Annotated in this window: 16 protein-coding genes; 10 read left to right on the plus strand and 6 right to left on the minus strand. The window is 62.7% G+C overall.

Annotation, left to right across the window (positions count from 1 at the left end; translation table 11 throughout):
- Positions 1 to 320: 320 nt before the first annotated feature.
- The 10 genes from D109_RS0100780 (at position 321) to D109_RS0100825 (ending at position 10,542) form a co-directional block, all read left to right on the plus strand.
- Positions 321 to 1,091: a FadR/GntR family transcriptional regulator gene (locus tag D109_RS0100780; protein ID WP_003215747.1), complete on the plus strand. Its 771-nt coding sequence runs from the start codon at positions 321 to 323 to the stop codon at positions 1,089 to 1,091.
- A 99-nt stretch (positions 1,092 to 1,190) separates the two neighbouring features.
- Positions 1,191 to 2,393, plus strand: a complete 1,203-nt coding sequence (locus D109_RS0100785; RefSeq protein ID WP_017475190.1) for an ABC transporter substrate-binding protein — start codon at positions 1,191 to 1,193, stop codon at positions 2,391 to 2,393.
- Between the two features lie 67 nt (positions 2,394 to 2,460).
- Positions 2,461 to 3,321 (plus strand): branched-chain amino acid ABC transporter permease, encoded by an 861-nt coding sequence (locus D109_RS0100790; protein ID WP_017475191.1) that lies wholly within the window; start codon positions 2,461 to 2,463, stop codon positions 3,319 to 3,321.
- A 1-nt stretch (position 3,322) separates the two neighbouring features.
- On the plus strand, positions 3,323 to 4,333 hold the full coding sequence (locus D109_RS0100795; RefSeq protein WP_017475192.1) for a branched-chain amino acid ABC transporter permease: 1,011 nt from the start codon (positions 3,323 to 3,325) through the stop codon (positions 4,331 to 4,333).
- A complete protein-coding gene (locus tag D109_RS0100800) occupies positions 4,330 to 5,079 on the plus strand; it encodes an ABC transporter ATP-binding protein (protein ID WP_017475193.1) in 750 nt (249 codons plus the stop codon). Before D109_RS0100795 ends, D109_RS0100800 begins: the two co-directional genes overlap by 4 nt.
- Positions 5,079 to 5,774 (plus strand): ABC transporter ATP-binding protein, encoded by a 696-nt coding sequence (locus tag D109_RS0100805; RefSeq protein WP_017475194.1) that lies wholly within the window; start codon positions 5,079 to 5,081, stop codon positions 5,772 to 5,774. The genes D109_RS0100800 and D109_RS0100805 overlap by 1 nt, the downstream gene beginning before the upstream one ends.
- A 13-nt stretch (positions 5,775 to 5,787) precedes the next feature.
- Positions 5,788 to 7,059, plus strand: coding sequence for a Zn-dependent hydrolase (locus D109_RS0100810; RefSeq protein WP_017475195.1), 1,272 nt, complete (start codon positions 5,788 to 5,790; stop codon positions 7,057 to 7,059).
- The gene (locus D109_RS0100815) at positions 7,056 to 8,459 is read left to right on the plus strand and encodes an amidase (RefSeq protein ID WP_017475196.1); all 1,404 of its coding nucleotides are present in this window, start codon (positions 7,056 to 7,058) and stop codon (positions 8,457 to 8,459) included. Before D109_RS0100810 ends, D109_RS0100815 begins: the two co-directional genes overlap by 4 nt.
- A 163-nt stretch (positions 8,460 to 8,622) precedes the next feature.
- Positions 8,623 to 9,486, plus strand: coding sequence for a LysR family transcriptional regulator (locus D109_RS0100820; protein ID WP_017475197.1), 864 nt, complete (start codon positions 8,623 to 8,625; stop codon positions 9,484 to 9,486).
- Positions 9,487 to 9,537: 51 nt separating this feature from the next.
- Complete coding sequence (locus D109_RS0100825) at positions 9,538 to 10,542, plus strand: LacI family DNA-binding transcriptional regulator (RefSeq protein WP_017475198.1); 1,005 nt, start codon at positions 9,538 to 9,540, stop codon at positions 10,540 to 10,542.
- Here D109_RS0100825 and D109_RS0100830 read toward each other — a convergent pair.
- The 6 genes from D109_RS0100830 to D109_RS0100855 form a co-directional block, all read right to left on the minus strand.
- Positions 10,539 to 11,264 (minus strand): SDR family oxidoreductase, encoded by a 726-nt coding sequence (locus tag D109_RS0100830; RefSeq protein WP_017475199.1) that lies wholly within the window; start codon positions 11,262 to 11,264, stop codon positions 10,539 to 10,541. The two genes, D109_RS0100825 and D109_RS0100830, sit on opposite strands and share 4 nt — an antisense overlap.
- 138 nt (positions 11,265 to 11,402) lie before the next feature.
- A complete protein-coding gene (locus tag D109_RS0100835) occupies positions 11,403 to 12,935 on the minus strand; it encodes an FGGY-family carbohydrate kinase (RefSeq protein ID WP_026077692.1) in 1,533 nt (510 codons plus the stop codon).
- Between the two features lies 1 nt (position 12,936).
- Positions 12,937 to 14,016, minus strand: coding sequence for an alcohol dehydrogenase catalytic domain-containing protein (locus D109_RS0100840; protein ID WP_026077693.1), 1,080 nt, complete (start codon positions 14,014 to 14,016; stop codon positions 12,937 to 12,939).
- 69 nt (positions 14,017 to 14,085) lie between these two features.
- Positions 14,086 to 15,078 carry an ABC transporter permease gene (locus D109_RS0100845; protein WP_017475202.1) on the minus strand — a complete coding sequence of 331 codons (993 nt, stop codon included), beginning with the start codon at positions 15,076 to 15,078 and terminating at the stop codon, positions 14,086 to 14,088.
- Positions 15,044 to 16,552 (minus strand): sugar ABC transporter ATP-binding protein, encoded by a 1,509-nt coding sequence (locus D109_RS0100850; protein ID WP_017475203.1) that lies wholly within the window; start codon positions 16,550 to 16,552, stop codon positions 15,044 to 15,046. The genes D109_RS0100845 and D109_RS0100850 overlap by 35 nt, the downstream gene beginning before the upstream one ends.
- 63 nt (positions 16,553 to 16,615) lie before the next feature.
- Positions 16,616 to 17,542, minus strand: coding sequence for a substrate-binding domain-containing protein (locus tag D109_RS0100855; protein WP_017475204.1), 927 nt, complete (start codon positions 17,540 to 17,542; stop codon positions 16,616 to 16,618).
- Positions 17,543 to 18,138: the final 596 nt, after the last annotated feature.

Here is an 18,138-nt window from a genome sequence, read left to right on the forward strand (position 1 = left end):
AACCCGGCAGGACGCCGGGTTAGCCGCGCTGGGCCATGGATGGCCCATCGCGGCGGCCCACGGTCCAAAGCCGGAGTGGGCACACCGAGCCTGGGCGAGGTGCCGAGTGGTGGGGCAAGAGCGTTTTGCTTACTTTTGCGCTCTTCAAAAGTGAGCCGCTGTAAGGGCGGAACCCTAGGCGGCCGTTACCTAAATAACGGATATACACACCCCCACCATTTACGACCCATCCAAACCAAAAACGACCCCCTCCGTTGACGCCCCACCCCAAACCCCTATTAAGTACTATTAATGCGCATTAATAGGATCAATCAACCACCATGCTAAGCCGCCCGTTGCGCCGCAAACGCCAGAAGCTCTCCGACGTGATCGTCGAGTCGGTCAAACGCTCCATCGTCACCGATGCCCTCAAGCCCGGCGACCGCTTGCCCACCGAACGCGAACTGATGGAAAGCTTCCAGTGCTCCAAAGGCTCCGCCCGCGAAGCCCTCAAGGCGTTGGAAGTCGAAGGCCTGGTGAACACCCGCACCGGCCCCAGCGGCGGCGCCTACCTCAACCAGGCCGGCACCGAACCCGCCAGCCGCGCCTTGCGCAACTACCTGCACTTCCAGCACCTGGACGGCGAACAGGTCTACCAACTGCGCAAAGTCATCGAAGTCGAACTCGCCGTCTCGGTCCTGGGCCGCCTGAGCGAAGACGACTACCGCGCCCTCCAGGACAACGTCGATTTCTGCAGCGCCCCCGAAGACAGCGAAGCCGGCCAACGCGAACAACGCATCGCCGAACTGGAATTCCACAACCTGCTGGCCAAGGCCTGCCCCAACCCGCTGCTGAGCTTCATGGCGCAATTCCTCAACGATCTGCTGCGCGACCTGGTCGTCCTGAAAAAAGCCTACAAACCCAAGCGCAAGCAATTCGACGCCGCCAACCTCGACTATCACAAGCAACTGCTGATCGCCTTCCGAGCGGAAGACGAAGCCACCGTACGCAGCCTGATGCACGAACACATGTGCGACGCCGAACACCACATGACCGCCCTTGAAGGTGAAGTCAGCCCGCACTTTCTACTGGAGTTCGATCACAACCACTGACACCACACCCAACCCCCCAATAAAAGGCCTGCCCACAGGCCGTGCTCCACCGTATCGCCATTGCCACTCCTGCCAATAACTAATCCAGGGAGTCACCCCATGCAGCGTCGTACGTTGTTGAAAGCCAGTCTCACCGCAGCCGCCGCCCTCAGCCTCCCGCTGAGCGTGCGTTCTGCATTCGCCGCCGAGCCCTTTACCTTTTACGGCCTCAAGTCCATGTCTGGCGCCTTTGCCAGTTATGGCAAATTTGCCGACATGGGTTCACGCCTCGCGGTGGAACAACACCCCGAGCTGCTCGGCCGCCCGCTGAACTACAAGGTGATCGACACCGAAGGCAACGCCGGCAAGGCCGTGCGCAAGGTCCAGGAAGCGATCCAGCAGGACGGTGCACGCTTTTTCCAGGGCTGCACCCTGTCGTCTTCGGCACTCGCGGTGGCCAAGGAAGTGAGCAAGGCCGGTGGCGTGTTCATGACCCCGGTGGGCGCCGATGAAGTCACCGGCAAGGACTGCAACAGTGCCACCTTCCGCTGGTCGGTACCCACCTACGGTGCGATCCGCGAGACCCTCGTGCCGCTGATCAAGCTGCTGCCCGACGCCAAGCGCTGGTACACCATCACCCCGCAATACGTATTCGGCGAAGCCCTGCTCGAAGGCGCCAAATCGGTGCTGGCCGAGCATGGCCTGGAACACGCCGGCAACAGCTACCACTCGCTGCAGGAGCAGGAATTCTCCGGCTACCTGACCAACGCAATCGCCGCCAAACCCGACGTGCTGGTGCTGCTGAACTTCGGCAGCCAGTCGTCCAACACCCTGCGCCAGGCGGTGAACTTCGGCATCAAGGAGCGCATGAAAGTGCTGCTGGTGTGGTCCGCCGGACTCGATCAGTTCCAGGAGCTGGGCAGTGACGTACTGGAAGGCGTGTACCTCGGCGCGCAGTACTGGCATCAGGTCCACACCCCGCTCAACCGCGACCTGGTGAAACTGACCAAGGCCAAATACGGCATCAACCCCACCTACCCGCTGGCCGCCGACTACATCAGCACAAAGGTCATGCTCGAAACCATCATCTCCACCGGCAGTTTCGACGGGCCGACCGTGGCCAAGGCCATGCAGGGCCTGAGCTACGAAGGCCCCACCGGCAAGGAATCGATCCGCGCCGGCGACCATCAGGTGATCAAGGATTACTACCTGCTGGTGGGCAAAGCCGCCGCCGAGATGGCCGACAAGGATGACCTGGCCAAGGTGCTCAGTTCCGGCCAGTCGTTCCCGCCGGTGGAAGCCACGGGCTGCGTGCTCGGCTGATCCGCTGAATATCTACTGGTGACACAGCGCAGGGCCGCTCACGCGGCCACCTGCCGAGGGTTCCTGCATGCTTAATCTTTACCTGTTCCAGATTCTCAACGGCCTGGGCCTTGGGATGATTTACTTCCTGATCGCGGTCGGCTTGACGATCATTTTCGGCTTGCTGAACTTCGTCAACTTCGCCCACGGTGCGTTCTTTTTGATGGGCGCCTACATCTGCTACACCGCCGTCAGCCTCACCGGCAGCTTCTGGCTGGCACTGCTGATTGCGCCGCTGGTGGTGGCCGCGCTGGCCTGGGTGATCGAGCGATTATTGATCCAGCGGATTTATCACTTACCGCACATGTTCCAGATTCTGGTGACCCTGGGGATCGCCCTGATCATCCAGGAAGCCAGCGTGATGATCTGGGGCCCGGTGGGCAAAAGCGTCGCCGTACCGGAATTGCTGCGCGGGGTGCTGGTGGTCGGTGATTTCGTCTACCCCTACTACCGCCTGTTCCTGATCGTGTTCTCCGGCCTCGTCGGTCTGGGCCTGTGGCTGCTGCTGGAACGCACACGCTTCGGCGCCCTGGTGCGGGCCGGCAGTGAAAGCACGGAAACCGTGTCCCTGCTGGGCACCAACATTTTCCGCCTGTTCTCCATGACCTTCGCCCTCGGCGTGGCCCTGGCCGGCGTGGCCGGTGTGCTGTTCGCCCCGTTGCGCGGCGCCCAGCCCTTTGTCGGCCCGGAAATCCTCGGCGTGGCGTTCGTGGTGGTGGTGATTGGCGGCATGGGTTCCTTCAGCGGCGCACTGGTGGGCGGCCTGTTGGTCGGCGTGGTGCAAAGCCTGATGACCACACTCTGGCCCCAGGGCGCGAGCCTGATGATCTACGGCGCAATGGCCGTGGTGATTCTGGTACGTCCTTACGGCCTGTTCGGGAGAGCCTGACATGAGCGAGAAAAATCCCCTGCCGTTCGCCAAGACCCAGTCGCGCTACATGCTGCTGTTGGTGCTCGCGGTGTTGATCGGCCTGCCGTTGATTCTGCCCTCGGCAACCCTGGCCACCGAGATCCTGATCTTTGCCATGGCCGCCCTCGCCTGCAACCTGCTGCTGGGTTACACCGGGCTGCTGTCGTTCGGCCAAGGCATCTTCTTTGGTGCCGGCGCCTACTGCGCGGCGTTGCTGATGATTCACCTGCAACTGGGGCTGTTCAGCGCATTGCTGGGCGCAGCGGTCGCCGGGGGTTTCCTGGCGTTTCTGGTGGGTGCCCTGGCGATCCGCCGCACCGGCATTTACTTCGTGATGCTGACCCTGGCCTTCAGCCAGATGGCCTACTTCGTCGCCTACACCCTGAGCGACTGGACCGGCGGCGACAATGGCCTGCTCAGCGTGCCGCGCCCGGAAATCCGCATCGGTGACACCGTGCTGCTGTCGCTGACCGACGCCCGCGCGTTCTACGGGTTTGTCGCGGTGCTGTTCCTGTTGATCTTCATCGGCGCCCGCCGGGTGATCGCTTCGCCATTCGGCAGCACGCTGATGGCGATTCGCGAAAATGAAACCCGCGCCTCAGCCATCGGCTACGACACCCGCCACTTCAAGATCCTGGTGTTCGTACTGTCCGGCGCCGTGACCGGGATTGCCGGGGCGCTGTACGCGATGCTGCTGCACTTTGTGCCGCTGTCGAACATCGACCTGGCGATGTCCGAAAACATCCTGATCATGACCATCGTCGGCGGCACCGGGTCGCTGTTCGGCTCCTTGCTGGGCGCCGGTTCCATCGTACTGCTGGGGGACTTCCTGTCTGACTTGTGGCCGCGCTGGTTGATGCTGCTGGGGGTGATTCTGATCCTGGTGGTGATCTTCATGCGCGGCGGTTTGTGGGGCGGCCTGTCGAGCCTGTTCGAACGTGTGCGCGGCAGCCGCAAGGCCGGCGTTGTGACCAAGGAGAAGCTGTCATGAGCATCCTGTTGGAAACCAAAAACCTGGAACTGGCCTACGGCGCATTCCACGCCGTGAACGGCGTCAACCTCAAGGTCGAAGCCGGCACCATCCACACCATCATCGGCCCCAACGGTGCGGGCAAGACCAGTCTGTTCCACTGCCTGACCGGCGAACGCCAGGCCACCGCCGGGGCGATTCATTTCGACGGCAAGAACCTGATGCGCAAACCGGCTCACGGCCGCGTCGGCCTGGGCATGGCCCGCTCGTTCCAGCTCACCAGCCTGTTCCAGAACCTCAGCGTGCGCGAGAACCTGCGCCTGGCCGCCCAAGGCCGCGATGGTGCCAAGGCGCTGAACTTCTGGCGCCGGGTCGACAGCAAGCGCGAACACCTGGAGATGGCCGACCAGGTGCTGGAACGCCTGCAACTCACCGCCCGGGCCAATACCCTGGCCGGCGAGTTGTCCCACGGCCAGCAGCGGGTGCTGGAAGTCGGCATGTCGATCTGCTCCAGACCCAAGCTACTGATGCTCGACGAACCCACCTCGGGCATGGGTATCGACGACATCCCGATCATGACCCAACTGATCAGCGACCTCGGCCGCGACCATACGGTGCTATTGATCGAGCACAACATGAGCATCGTCATGTCCATCAGCCAACGTATCACCGTGATGAGCCACGGCCAGATCCTGGTGGAAGGCACACCGGAATTCGTGCGCGCCGACGAGCGCGTGCGCACCGCCTATTTGGGAGAAGCCGCCTGATGCTGACCGTCGAAAATATCCATTCCTACTACGACAAGAGCCATGTCCTTGAAGGCGTGTCCCTGACCGTCAACCCTGGCGAACTGGTGACCCTGCTGGGGCGCAACGGCGCCGGCAAGACCACCACCCTGCGCAGCATCCTCGGGATTATCTGCCCGCGCCAGGGCCAGATTCACTTCAACGGCCAGCCACTGGTGGGGCAGAAAATCTTCGAAATCGCCCGCCAGGGCCTGGCGCTGGTGCCGGAGAACCGCGGGATTTTCCGCCTGCTCACGGTGGAGGAAAACCTGCGCATTGCCGTGCGCAAGACCAGCCGCTGGCAGATGGAAGACGTGTACGGCATGTTCCCGCGCCTCAAGGAGCGCCGCAAAAACGCCGGCCACGCGCTGTCCGGCGGTGAGCAACAGATGCTCGCCATCGCCCGCGCCCTGCTCAACGATCCCAAGCTGCTGATCCTCGATGAGCCCACCGAAGGCCTCGCGCCGGTGATCGTCGACGAGTTGGTGAAGATCCTGCGCAAGGTCAAGGAAGACGGCCTGCCGGTGCTGCTGGTGGAACAGAACCTGATGGTCTGCGACAAGCTCGCCGACCGCCATTACGTCCTCGAACAAGGCCGCGTGGTGTACGAAGGCAGTGCCGAAGCCTTCCGCGCCGACCCGACGATCAAGAACCGCTACCTGGCCCTGAGTGCCTGACCGGAGACTGCTGATGAATAGTTTTGCGCAACCGCTCCAGAGCAACGCCCCGCTGATCAACCGCGACCGCCTGTGGCAATCGTTGATGGACCTCGCCCGCCTCGGCGCCACGCCGAAAGGTGGCGTATGTCGCCTGGCCCTCACCGACCTCGACCGCCAGGCCCGCGACCTGTTTGTGCAATGGTGCGAGGCGGCCGGCTGCAGCGTCAGCGTCGACGCCATCGGCAATATCTTTGCCCGCCGCGCCGGGCGTAATCCGGCACTGGCGCCGGTGATGACCGGCAGCCATATCGACACCCAGCCTACCGGCGGCAAGTTCGACGGCTGCTACGGCGTGATGGCCGGCCTGGAAGTGATCCGCACCCTCAACGATTTGAACCTGGAGACCGAAGCGCCGATTGAAGTGGTGGTGTGGACCAACGAAGAGGGCTCGCGTTTTCCGCCGTGCATGATGGGTTCCGGGGTATTCGCCGGTAAATTCGACTTGCAGGAAACCCTCGACAAACAGGACGAGCAAGGGCTGTCGGTGGGCACCGAATTGCAGCGCATCGGCTACGCCGGCTCCCGCGCCGTGCTGGGCCATCCGGTGGGGGCCTATTTCGAGGCGCATATCGAACAAGGCCCGGTGCTGGAAGACCAGGCCACCACCATCGGCGTGGTCATGGGCTGCCTGGGCCAGAAGTGGTTCGACCTGACGTTCACCGGCGTCGAAGCCCATGCCGGTCCGACACCAATGCACCTGCGCAAGGACGCCCTGGTGGGCGCGGCGCAGGTGGTCAGCGCGGTGAACCGTATCGCCCACGAACAACAGCCCCACGCCTGCGGCACTGTCGGTTGCCTGAGCCTGCATCCCGGCTCACGCAACGTGATTCCCGGCCAGGTGCACATGACCATCGACCTGCGCCACCTGCACGCCGACAAGCTGCAAGCGATGGTCGACGAAGTGCGCCAGGTGATCGAAGCGACTGCCGAGCAACACGGGCTGAGCTTTGAACTGACGCCTACCGCCGACTTCCCGCCGCTGGACTTCAACCCCGCCTGTGTCAACGCCGTGCGCGAGGGTGCAAGCGCTCTGGGCCTGAGCCATATGGACATCGTCAGCGGCGCCGGGCATGACGCGATCTTCGTCGCCGAACTGGGCCCGGCCGGGATGATTTTTGTGCCCTGCGAAGGCGGCATCAGCCACAACGAAATCGAAAACGCCGCACCGGACGACCTGGCAGCGGGCTGCGCCGTGTTGCTGCGGGCCATGGTCAACGCGGCGCAAGGAGGTAAAGCGGCATGACGGATATCGCCAACCTGACCGCTGTTGAACTGCTGGCTCTCTATCGAGATAAACGCTTGTCGCCGGTGGAAGTCACCGAAGACGCATTGCTGCGAATCGAACGCTACAACCCGGCGGTCAACGCCTACTGCCACGTCGACCCGGAAGGCGCCTTGAACGCGGCCCGAGCCTCGGAACAGCGCTGGCTCAAGGGTCAGCCGTGCGGGGCGCTGGATGGTGTGCCGGCGTCCATCAAGGACCTGACGCAGACCATCGGCATGCCGACGCGCAAGGGTTCGCGCACCACATCCGCCGAGGGCCGGTGGGAGGTGGATGCGCCCTTCTCGGCCTTCATGCGCAAGGCCGGCGCGGTGCTGCTGGGCAAGACCACCACGCCGGAGTTCGGCTGGAAAGGCGTCACCGACAACCCGTTGTATGGGATTACCCGCAACCCTTGGGACACGGGCATGACGGCGGGCGGCTCGTCCGGCGGTGCCGGGGCGGCGGCGGCCTTGAACCTGGGCGTGCTGCACCAGGGCAGCGATGCCGGTGGCTCGATCCGGATTCCCTGCGCGTTCACCGGCACCTTTGGCATCAAGCCGACTTTCGGTTATGTGCCGCAATGGCCGGCCAGTTCGATGACCATTTTGTCTCACCTGGGGCCGATGACCCGCACCGTGGAAGACTCGGTGCTGATGCTGCAAACCATCGCCCAGCCGGACGCACGGGACGGTTTGATCGGCGCGCCCCGGACCACGCCATGGTTGCACGCCGGGGCCGACTTGAAGGGCCTGCGTATCGCCTATAGCCCGAACTTCGGCTATGTGGACGTGGACCCGCAAGTGGCCAGGGTCGTCGCCAAAGCGGTCGAAGGCCTGGTGCAGTTGGGTGCCCATGTTGAGCAGATTGATCCGGGGTTCAGTGATCCGCTGGAGGTGTTCAATACCCTGTGGTTTGCCGGTGCGGCGCGCCTGGCCGGGCCGTTGAGCGAGGCGCAGCGGCAACTGATGGACCCGGGGTTGCTGCGCATTGCCCGACTGGGCGAGCAGATCAGCCTCAGTGACTACAGTGGGGCGCTGGAAGCACGGGCTGCACTCGTGGCGCGCATGGCGGCATTCCATGAGCATTACGATGTGCTGGTTTCGCCGATGATGCCGATCACCGCGTTCGAGGCCGGGCATAACGTGCCCCCGGGCTCGGGCCTTGGGGAATGGATGGAGTGGACGCCGTTTACCTATCCCTTCAACCTGACCCAGCAACCGGCGGCGTCGGTGCCGTGCGGGTTGGCCGCGAATGGCTTGCCGGTGGGGTTGCATGTGGTGGGCGCGCGGTTTGCGGATGAGCAGGTGCTGAGGGTTTGCCAAGCGTATGCCAAGGCTTTTCCGACCGAGCACCTGCAAGCCCCAAAAACCCCAACCTGAAATGCAGTCAAACTGTGGGAGCGGGCTTGCTCGCGAAGGCGGTGCATCCGTCAAAGCATCCGGTGACTGACACACCGCCTTCGCGAGCAAGCCCGCTCCCACATTTTTGTCCGTACTCCAATCATCAACCCCTACAATGCCTCCTCTCATCCAAGGGGGTTTCATGGACATCGAACTGGCACGCACCTTCCTCGAAATCACCCGCTGCGGCAGCCTCGCCGCGGCGGCCGAGAAGCTGCACGTCACCCAGACGGCGATCACCGCACGCGTCAAGAACCTCGAAAGCCAGCTCAACAGCACCCTGTTCGTGCGCAACCGCGCCGGTGCCCGCCTGACCCCGGATGGCGAAGCTTTCGTGGTCTACGCCAACCAGCTGGTACAAACCTGGGAAGCCGCCCGCCGTGACCTGCCGTTGCCCGATGGTTACCGCAACGTGCTGCACATCGGTGGCGAAGTCAGCCTGTGCAACCCGTTGATGCTCGGCTGGGCCCAAGCCCTGCGTGAACACATCCCCGGCTATGCGCTGCGCACCGAGATTCGCGAGGGCGAGTACCTGTTGCGCCAACTGGAGCTGGGAGTGCTGGACGCTGCACTGGTGTTCCAGCCGCAATACTGGCCGGGGTTGCAGGTGGAGCAGGTGCTGGAAGAAAAACTGATCCTGGTGCAACTGGCGGCCCGGCCCGAGCCCTACGTGTACATCGACTGGGGCCAGGGCTTCCGTCAGCAACACGACGCGGCCCTGCCGGACAAAGCCCGCGCCGCCTTGAGCTTTAATCTCGGGCCGTTGGCGTTGCAGTACATCCTGGAGAATGGCGGCGCCGGGTATTTCCGCACGCGGGTGGTGCAGAGCTACCTGGACAGCGGCGTGATGGAGCGGGTGCCCAAGGCGCCCGAGTTCAGCTTTCCAACGTACCTGGTGTATTCCCGCGAGCGCGACTCGGCGGTTTTGCAGCAGGCACTGGCCTTGCTGCGGGCGGTGGTAGAGGCGGAAAAGGATTGGTCGCAGCGCTGGGATCCGGTGATTTGATCCCGTGCACATGGTAGCCTCAGGTTGTTTTCTCCTGGTTTCTCCCTGCCGATGAACAAGAAAAAATCCGTCACCATCAGCGACATCGCCAAACGGGTCAATATGACTACCATCACGGTGTCCCGGGCGCTGAGCAAACCCGACTTGGTCAAGCCCGCCACCCTGGCGCGGATTCTCGAGGTGGCGCGAGAGCTGGACTACGTGCCCAACGCCTTCGCCCGCGGGCTCAAGCGCAGCGAAAGCCTGATCATCGGCGTGATCACCGCCTCGGTGGACAACCCCTTCTACAGCGAGATGATCAAGGCGATTTCCCGCGAGGCGAAAAAGCACGGCTACACCATCATGCTGGTGGACACCGATGAGCTGGAAGAACTGGAAAGCAAGGCGGTCGACACCCTGCTGGGCTACCGCGTAGCGGGAATTATTTTATCGCCGGTCTCCGATGAGCCAAGCTACCAGCCGGACTACCTGGAGCGCCTGGGCAACGGCAAGACCCCGGTGGTGTTGCTCGACCGCACCATCCACGACAGTCCGTTCAGCCGCGTGGTGCTGGACAACTACCACAGCGGCATCGAGGCGGCGCAGTACCTGGTGCGGCAAACCCCTGACCTGAAACGACTGCTGGTGCTGACCGGGCCTGAACATTCGCGCATCACCATGGAGCGTCTCAAGGGCCTGAAAGAAGTCCTGGCCGCGCACCCGCAGGTGCAGGTCGAAGTGTGTGCCGGCGACTACACGCTGATGCCCTCCTACCTGCACACCCTCGACTACCTGGCCGAGCACTCGGCGCCGGACGCGATCATGGGCTTCAACCAGCTGATCACCCTCGGCGCCTTGCGTGCGTTGCGCATGCACAATATCCCCCACGACAGCCTGACCATCTGCGGCATCGACCGCCTGCCCTTCGCCGATATCTTCGGCGTGCCGATTGCCTGCGTGGCCCACGACGCCTCACTGGCCGGCAGCAGCGCGGTGCGACTGCTGCTGGACCGCCTCGAAGACCCGCACAAACCGCGGGACAAAGTGGTAATCGCCGGCAAACTGGAGAACGGCTAGCGGCTGGTATAGCCGCCATCGATCGGCAGGCTGACGCCGCTGATCATGCTGGCGGCATCGCTCAGCAGGAACAGCACCGGCAGGGCCACCTCCGCCGTTTCGGCAAACCTCCCGAGGGGAATCGCCGCCAATGCCGGGTCGCGCTTGCCCGGTGCCGACCATGCCATCTGCGCCATGGGCGTCAGGGTCACGGTGGGGTTGACGCTGTTGACGCGAATCCCGAAGCGGCCCCATTCCGCGCATTGCACCCGGGTGATGGCGTCCAGTGCGGCCTTTGAGGCGCAGTAGCCAAGGTGATCGTCCAGCGCTACCAGTGAGGCCTGGCTTGAGACGTTGACGATGCTGCCGGGAATCTTGGCTTCAATCATTGCAGCGGCGATACGGCTGGCGACCTGGGCGGCGGCGCGGGCGTTGACGTTCATCACCTGGTCGAAGGCTTCGGCGCTGATGGCAGCCGCCGGCTCCAGGCGAGAGATGCCGGCGCAGTTGACCAGGCCGTGCATCGGCGGCAGGCCTTGCAAGGCCAGGTCCAGGGCGGTGCTGTCGGCGATGTCCAGGCACAGGGTTTCGCAGCCGAGTTGGGCCAGGGACTGGGCGTCGCGGCCCAGCGCGAAAACCTCGGCGCCGCTGGCGATCAATTGCAGGGCGATTTCCCGGCCGATGCCGCTGCTGGCGCCGGTGACGAGGATGCGCTGGTGGGTGAAGTCGAAGGTAGCGTTCATGGTTCACTATCTCTAAAACGATGGAGATCCAATGTGGGAGCGGGCTTGCTCGCGAATGCGGTGGGTCAGGCAATAAATTTGCCACTGATACACCGCATTCGCGAGCAAGCCCGCTCCCACATTTGGCTCGGTGTTCGCTTAATTTAATTGCAGGCTGTGCATCACCGGTTTCAGCGCCGGATACAGCTCCAGATAGCTGGCAAATGCCCGGTCATACACCCCGACATTCCCAACCCCCGGCTCCGCCCGCAGCTCCAACTGCACCCAACCTTTCTCCATCTGCCGGTCATCCACCAACCCCACCGCATGGGCCGCCAGCAATGCCGCGCCCAAGGCCGCCTCCACCTCTTGCACAATGGTGTAGACCGGGTAGTGGGTGATGTCCGCAATAATCTGCATCCACAAATCCGAGTGGCTCGCTCCGCCCACCACAATCAGCCGTGGATCAAGGGAATGCGCCCCACGGGTGCCCGCTTCGATATTGTGCCGCAGGGCAAAACTCACCCCTTCGAGCACCGCGCGGTACAGGTGGATCCGGCTGTGATACAGGTTCAGCCCGACAAAGCTGCCGCTGGCCCGGTCATCCCACACCGGGCTGCGTTCGCCCATGAGGTACGGCAGGAACAACAGCCCTTCACTGCCCGCCGGGATCTTCGCGGCGCTCTGCTCCAGCAGCCACAAACTGTCCTGGCCGGTCTCCCTGGCCTGCTGCTCTTCGGCCTGGCAGAACTGCTCGCGAAACCAGCTCACCGACGCCCCGGCGGTAATCGCACCGCCGAAGATGTACAGGTCCTGATGGCCGTTATAGACGTGGGGCATGCTCACCAGGCCATGGCGCGCGTCCACCTGCTGATTGAGATAACCCCAACACATGCTGGTGCCAATCATCGCCACGTGATTGCCCGGCCGGGTCACCCCGGCGGCCAATGTGGCCATGGCCGCATCAACGCCCCCGGCCAAAATCGGCATGCCCGCCTGCAAGCACAATCGCCGGGCCCATTCCTCGAGCAACCCGCCGACCACTTCACCGGAATACAGCAAGCGCTCCGGCATCATCGCCAACGGAATCCCAAGCGCCGCCAGCATCTCGGCCGACCAGCCGCGTCGCGCCACATCGTAGACGCCACCGATATTGCCAGCGCTGCTGTGATCCACCGCCAACTCACCGGTCAGGCACCAGTTGATGTAACTGTTGGGCGGCAGCAGGTAACGGGTGTTGGCCCACACCTGCGGCTGGTGTTGCTTGAGCCAGAGCATCTTGGTGAAGCCGTAGTAGCTGTCCACCGAGTTGCCGGTGACTGCAAACAGCCGCTCCAGATCCACATGCTCGCGCACCCACTCCACTTGCTCGCCCGCGCGCCGGTCCATCCAGATCAGGCAAGGGTGCAGCGGCGTGATCTGCGCATCCACGGCAATTCCGGAGCCGCCGTACAGGCTGCTGATGCACAGTGCCTTGACCTGCTCTTTCCCTACGCCAGCCTTGGCCATGCATTGGGCGACGCAGGTCTCGACCGCATCCAGCCAGACCTGCGGCCACTGCTCGGCCCAGCGCACTTTCGGGGTATCCACACGATACCCCTGGCTGTGCTGGGCGATGATCAAGCCGCCTGCATCCACCAGCAGCGCCTTGGTGCTTTGCGTGCCGATATCCACACCCATTACGTAGTTCATGTCAGAGCACCGGCTTCAGCAGCACCTTGATCGACTTGGTCGAGTTGGCCAGCTCAAAGGCCTCGGCCCAGCTATCCAGCCCGAAGTCATGGGTCACGATGCCCTTGGAGGTCACCAGGCCGCGCTCGAACAGGTCGATGGCCACCGGGTAGCAATACGGCCCCAGGTGTGCGCCGCGTACGTCCAGTTCCTTGCGGTCGCCGATGATCGACCAGTCGGCGCTGGTCTCGGCACCAAACACGCTGAACTCGACAAACCGTCCGAGCTTGCGGATCAAATCCAGGCCTTGGGTCACGCCCGCCGGCACCCCGGTGGTTTCGATGTACACGTCGCAGCCGTAGTTATCGGTCAGGCCATTGATGATCTCCCGGGCATTGTCCCGGGACGGGTTGATCACCACGTCGGCACCGTATTTCTTCGCCAGTTCCAGGCGCTCGTCGACCATGTCGATCACCACCAGTTTCTTCGGTGTTTTAAGGGCGGCCACTTGCACCATGCACAGGCCCAAGGTGCCGGCACCAGCAATCACCAGCACGTCATCCAGCTGGATCTCACCGCGGTTGACGGTGTGAATCGCGCAGGACATCGGCTCGATCAGCGCCGAATCTTCCAGGGACACCGACTCCGGAATCTTGTGCACGATGGCGGTCTTCGGGATGCGCATGTACTGGGCCATGCCACCTTCGGCGACTTCACGCTGGAAGCCGAAGATATTGTGCACCTCGCACATCCAGTACTTGCCGGACTTGCAGAAGCGGCACTTGCCACACGGCACGATCTGCTCGGCGATCACCTTGTCGCCGACCTTCACTTCAAAGTGCTCCTCGGCGCCCTCGCCCGCTTCCACCACGTAGCCGAAGAATTCGTGCCCCGGCACCACCGGCGCCTTGACCCACGGGTTCTCGCCGCCCCAGAACATCGCGGCGCCCGAGTGGCATTTGCAGTCACTGGCGCAAATGCCGCAGGCGGCGATACGAATCACCAGTTCATTGACCCGCGCCTGGGGTTTGCTGATGCGTTCCAGGCGGTAGTCTTTCGGGCCGTGGCAGACGACGGCTTGCATTTGGTTGTGCTTTTCCATGATGTGCGGACCTTTCTTGAGCATGAGAGAACCCATCGCGGCCACCATGGCCGCGTGGAGATAACCGGTTTACTTGTGGCGCTGACGGCTGATAAAGATCGCCAGCAAAATGATCCCGCCCTTGATCACGCTCTGGACGTAGGGCGAGACCCCGAGCATGTTCAAGCCGTTGTTCAACACCCCCAGCAACATGGCGCCGAGCAAGGTGCCGACGATTACCCCGCGCCCACCGGCAATCGAGGCGCCGCCCAGGACCACGGCGGCAATCGCGTCGAGTTCAAACGACACCCCGGCATTTGGCTGGCCGCTCATCAAGCGCGAGGTCAGCACCAGCCCGGCAATCGCGGCGGTAAACCCGCTGATGCCATACACCAGCAACTTGAAGCGCGCCGCCCGCACACCGGACAGGCGCACCGCTTCCTCGTTGCCGCCGATCGCGTAGATATAGCGGCCGATGCGGGTGTGCTGCAGCAGCACATAGGCCGCCAGGTACGTCACCAGCATGATCAGGATCGGCACCGAAATACCGAACAGGCTTTCGCGACCAAAGAAGCCAAACCACTCCGGCAAACCGGAAATCGGGTAGCCGTCGGTGTACATCAGGCCGAACCCACGGGCGATGCCCATGGTCGCCAGGGTGACGATGATCGGCGGCATGTGCAGGTAGGCGACAAACAAACCGTTGCCGATGCCGAAGGCCACGCCGACCAGCATCCCCGCGCCAATCGCCAGGCCCGGTGGCAAGCCTGCGACCATCAAGCCGGCGGTCAGGGTACCGGACAGCGCCATCACCGGCCCCACCGACAAATCGATGCCGCCGGTGAGAATCACGCAGGTCATGCCCACCGCGATAATCGCGTTGATCGACACCTGGCGCGCGATGTTCGACAGGTTGTTGGCCGTCAGGAAGTTATCGCTGGCGAAGATCATCACCAACGTCACCACCAGCAGCCCGACAAAGGGATAAAACGCCGGTGAGCGAATCAGCCGCGCCAGGTTCAGGCGCAGCCGGCCAGGCGTCACGGCATTAATGGACGTATTCACTTGAGCCCCCTGTTGCATGGCGCATGACCTCTTGAGGATTGACGGCGGACGCTTCCAGTACCTTGACGATGGCGCCCTTGTGGAACACGGCGACGCGGTCGCACATGCCGATGACTTCCGGCAGTTCCGAGGAGATCATGATGATTGCGTAGCCTTGTTCCGTGAGGCTGCGCATCAGTGCGTAGATCTGTGCCTTGGCGCCGACGTCGATGCCACGGGTGGGTTCGTCGAACACCAGCACGTCGCAGTGATGGTTGATCCAGCGGGCAATCACGACTTTCTGCTGGTTGCCGCCGCTGAGGTTGAACACCCGGCTCTCGCCGCTGGGGGCCTTGATGGACAGCTGGCGCATCAGGGCTTCGACGCTGGCGCATTCCTTGTCCTTGTCGATCAGGCCGCTGACGTTCTGGTATTTGGGCAGGTTGTTGAGGGAGATGTTTTCGCGAATGCTGAAATCAGTGATCAGCCCTTCGGTCTTGCGGCTTTCCGGCAGCAGGCCGATACCGTGGGCCAAAGCCTGGGCCGGGTCGTCGAGGGTGATTTTTTCACCCCGCAGCCATACGTCTTTGCTCACCGACGGCAGCGCGCCCATCATGCCCAGCGCCAATTCGGTACGCCCGGAACCCACCAGGCCGGCAAAGCCGAGAATCTCGCCCTTGTGCAATTCAAAGTGGTTGTGGGGGCCGTTGCGCACCAGTTGGATGTCCTTGACCTCCAGCAACAGCGGCCCGCGTTCGCGGGTGGGCTTGGCCGGAAAACTGCACTCCAGGCGGCGGCCGACCATCATTTCCACCAGGCGGTCGATATCGCTGTCGGCCACATCGGTGACGCCCACATTGCCGCCGTCGCGCAGCACGCTGATGCGGTCGCACACCTGGAAAATCTCCTCCAAGTGGTGAGAGATAAAAATCACCGCCACACCCTGGCGCTTGAGCTCACGCATGATCTCGAACAGCAGCTCGGCTTCGCTCGGCGTCAGCGTGGCGGTGGGTTCGTCGAGCACCAGCAGCCGCGCATCCAGGGCCAGGGCCTTGGCGATCTCGACGAACTGCTGCTCGGCCACACTCAGGTGTTTGACCGCGCATTGCAGGTCAATGCTGACGCCGAGGCGCTTGAACAACGCCTCGCTGGCCTCGATCATTTCGCCCTTGCGCAACAGGCCAAAACGGTTGCTCAGCTCATGGCCGAGGAAGATATTTTCCACCGCCGTGAGGTAGGGAATCAGGCTGAATTCCTGGAACACGATGCCGATACCGGCGGCAATCGCATCACGGTACGTCGCGAACTGCCGGGCCTCGCCGTCGATCAGGATCTGCCCTTCGTCCTGGTGTTCGACCCCGCCAAGGATCTTCATCAAGGTCGATTTTCCTGCACCGTTTTCCCCGAGCAAGGCATGAATCTCGCCCCGCTGCACTTCCAGGTTGATCGCCTTGAGGGCTTGCACCCCCGGGTAGCGCTTACAGATGTTTTCCAGCTTCAGAAGACTGCTCATACCGCCGACCTCGCATTCAGATGGATGACCTGTGCCCCACGCCTGGCGTGGGGCCTGGGTGTTTTACCAACTGAAATCCTTGGCCTTGGCCTGGTCGATCAGGGTGATGTCCACCGGGATCGTGGCGGGCACTTGCGAGCCCCATTTCTTGGCCAGGGCGATGCCCAGGGCCAGGCGAATCTGGTCACGGGGGTATTGCGCGGAGGTGGCGATGAACTTGCTGCCGGGTTTCTGGATGGCCTTGATCGCTTCCGGTGCGCCGTCGACGCTCACCAGTTTGACGTCCAGGCCACTGGCTTCGATGGCGGAGAGTGCACCGAGGGAGCCGTTGTCGTTGACGCTGAAAATGCCCTTGAGGGTGGGCTGGGCCTGCAGCATGTTTTCGGTGACGGTCAGCGCCTGGTCACGTTCCTGCTTGCCGTTCTGGATGCTCACGATCTTGATGTCCGGGTGCTTGGCCACGGCCTCTTTGCAACCGCGCACGCGCTCCAGGATCGGCACGACGGCGATGCCGTCGAGGATAGCGATATTGCCCTTGTCGCCGATGTTCTTGGCCAGGTATTCGCAGGCCTGGAAGCCGGCGTCGAAGTTTTTCGAACCGACGAAGGAGTCCAGTGGGCCTTCGGCCTGGGCGTCGACGGCGACCACGACTACACCGGCGGCGTGGGCGGACTTGACGGCTGATTGCACGCCGACCGAGTCGGTGGGGTTGATCAGCAGGATGTCGATGCCTTTTTGCAGCATGTCTTCGACGTCGCTGACCTGTTTGGACACGTCGTGGCGGGCGTCGGTGATGATCAACTGCGCACCGATGGTCGCCCCGGCTTCCTGCAGGGCGTCTTTCATGGTGACGAAGTAAGGGTTGTTGATTTCCTGGAAGGACGCGCCGATGCGGATGGGGGCGGGCTTGGTGTCGGCCAGTGCCAGGCCAGAAGTGCCAAGATTGATGCTAAGAGCCAACAAACACAGGGTTTTCGGAAGCATTTTCATGGTGGGAATCTCTGTTTTGTTTTTATTTTTAGAGCAAATGTTATCGTTAACATTTTGTAAGAAGCTAGCAAAGAAATTGGGGGGTCGCAAGGGGTGTTTGATCGGTGGTGGGGGGGTGTGGTGTGCATATCCGTTGCTGCGGTAACGGCGGCTTATGGTTCCGCTCTTACAGCGGCTCACTTTTGAAGAGCGCAAAAGTAAGCAAAACGCTCTTGCCCCACCACTCGGCTCCTCGCCTAGGCTCGGAGTGCCCTCACTCCGGCTTTGGACCGTGGGCCGCCGTCATGGGCCATCCCTGGCCCAGGACGGCTAACCTGGCGTCCTGCCAGGTTACCCACGCTCCAAAGCCTGCGTTCGGCCAGCGTGGTTTAACGGGGCGCCTAAGATCAAGATCAAGAGCAGATCAAGAGCACAGCGGCCTACCGGCCGGCTTGAGTGTTGAAGAGCAAAAGCCAAATTACAATCTAAAGCGGGCACGGTCAAAAATGTGGGAGCGGGCTTGCTCGCGAAGGTCGTTAACGATGACGCTGGCATTCTGAATGAACGCGGCGACCTCAGGTTTTTCGCGAGCAAGCCCGCTCCCACAGAAAAGCAGA

Source organism: Pseudomonas sp. PAMC 26793 (assembly GCF_000313235.1).
Taxonomy (GTDB): domain Bacteria; phylum Pseudomonadota; class Gammaproteobacteria; order Pseudomonadales; family Pseudomonadaceae; genus Aquipseudomonas; species Aquipseudomonas yamanorum.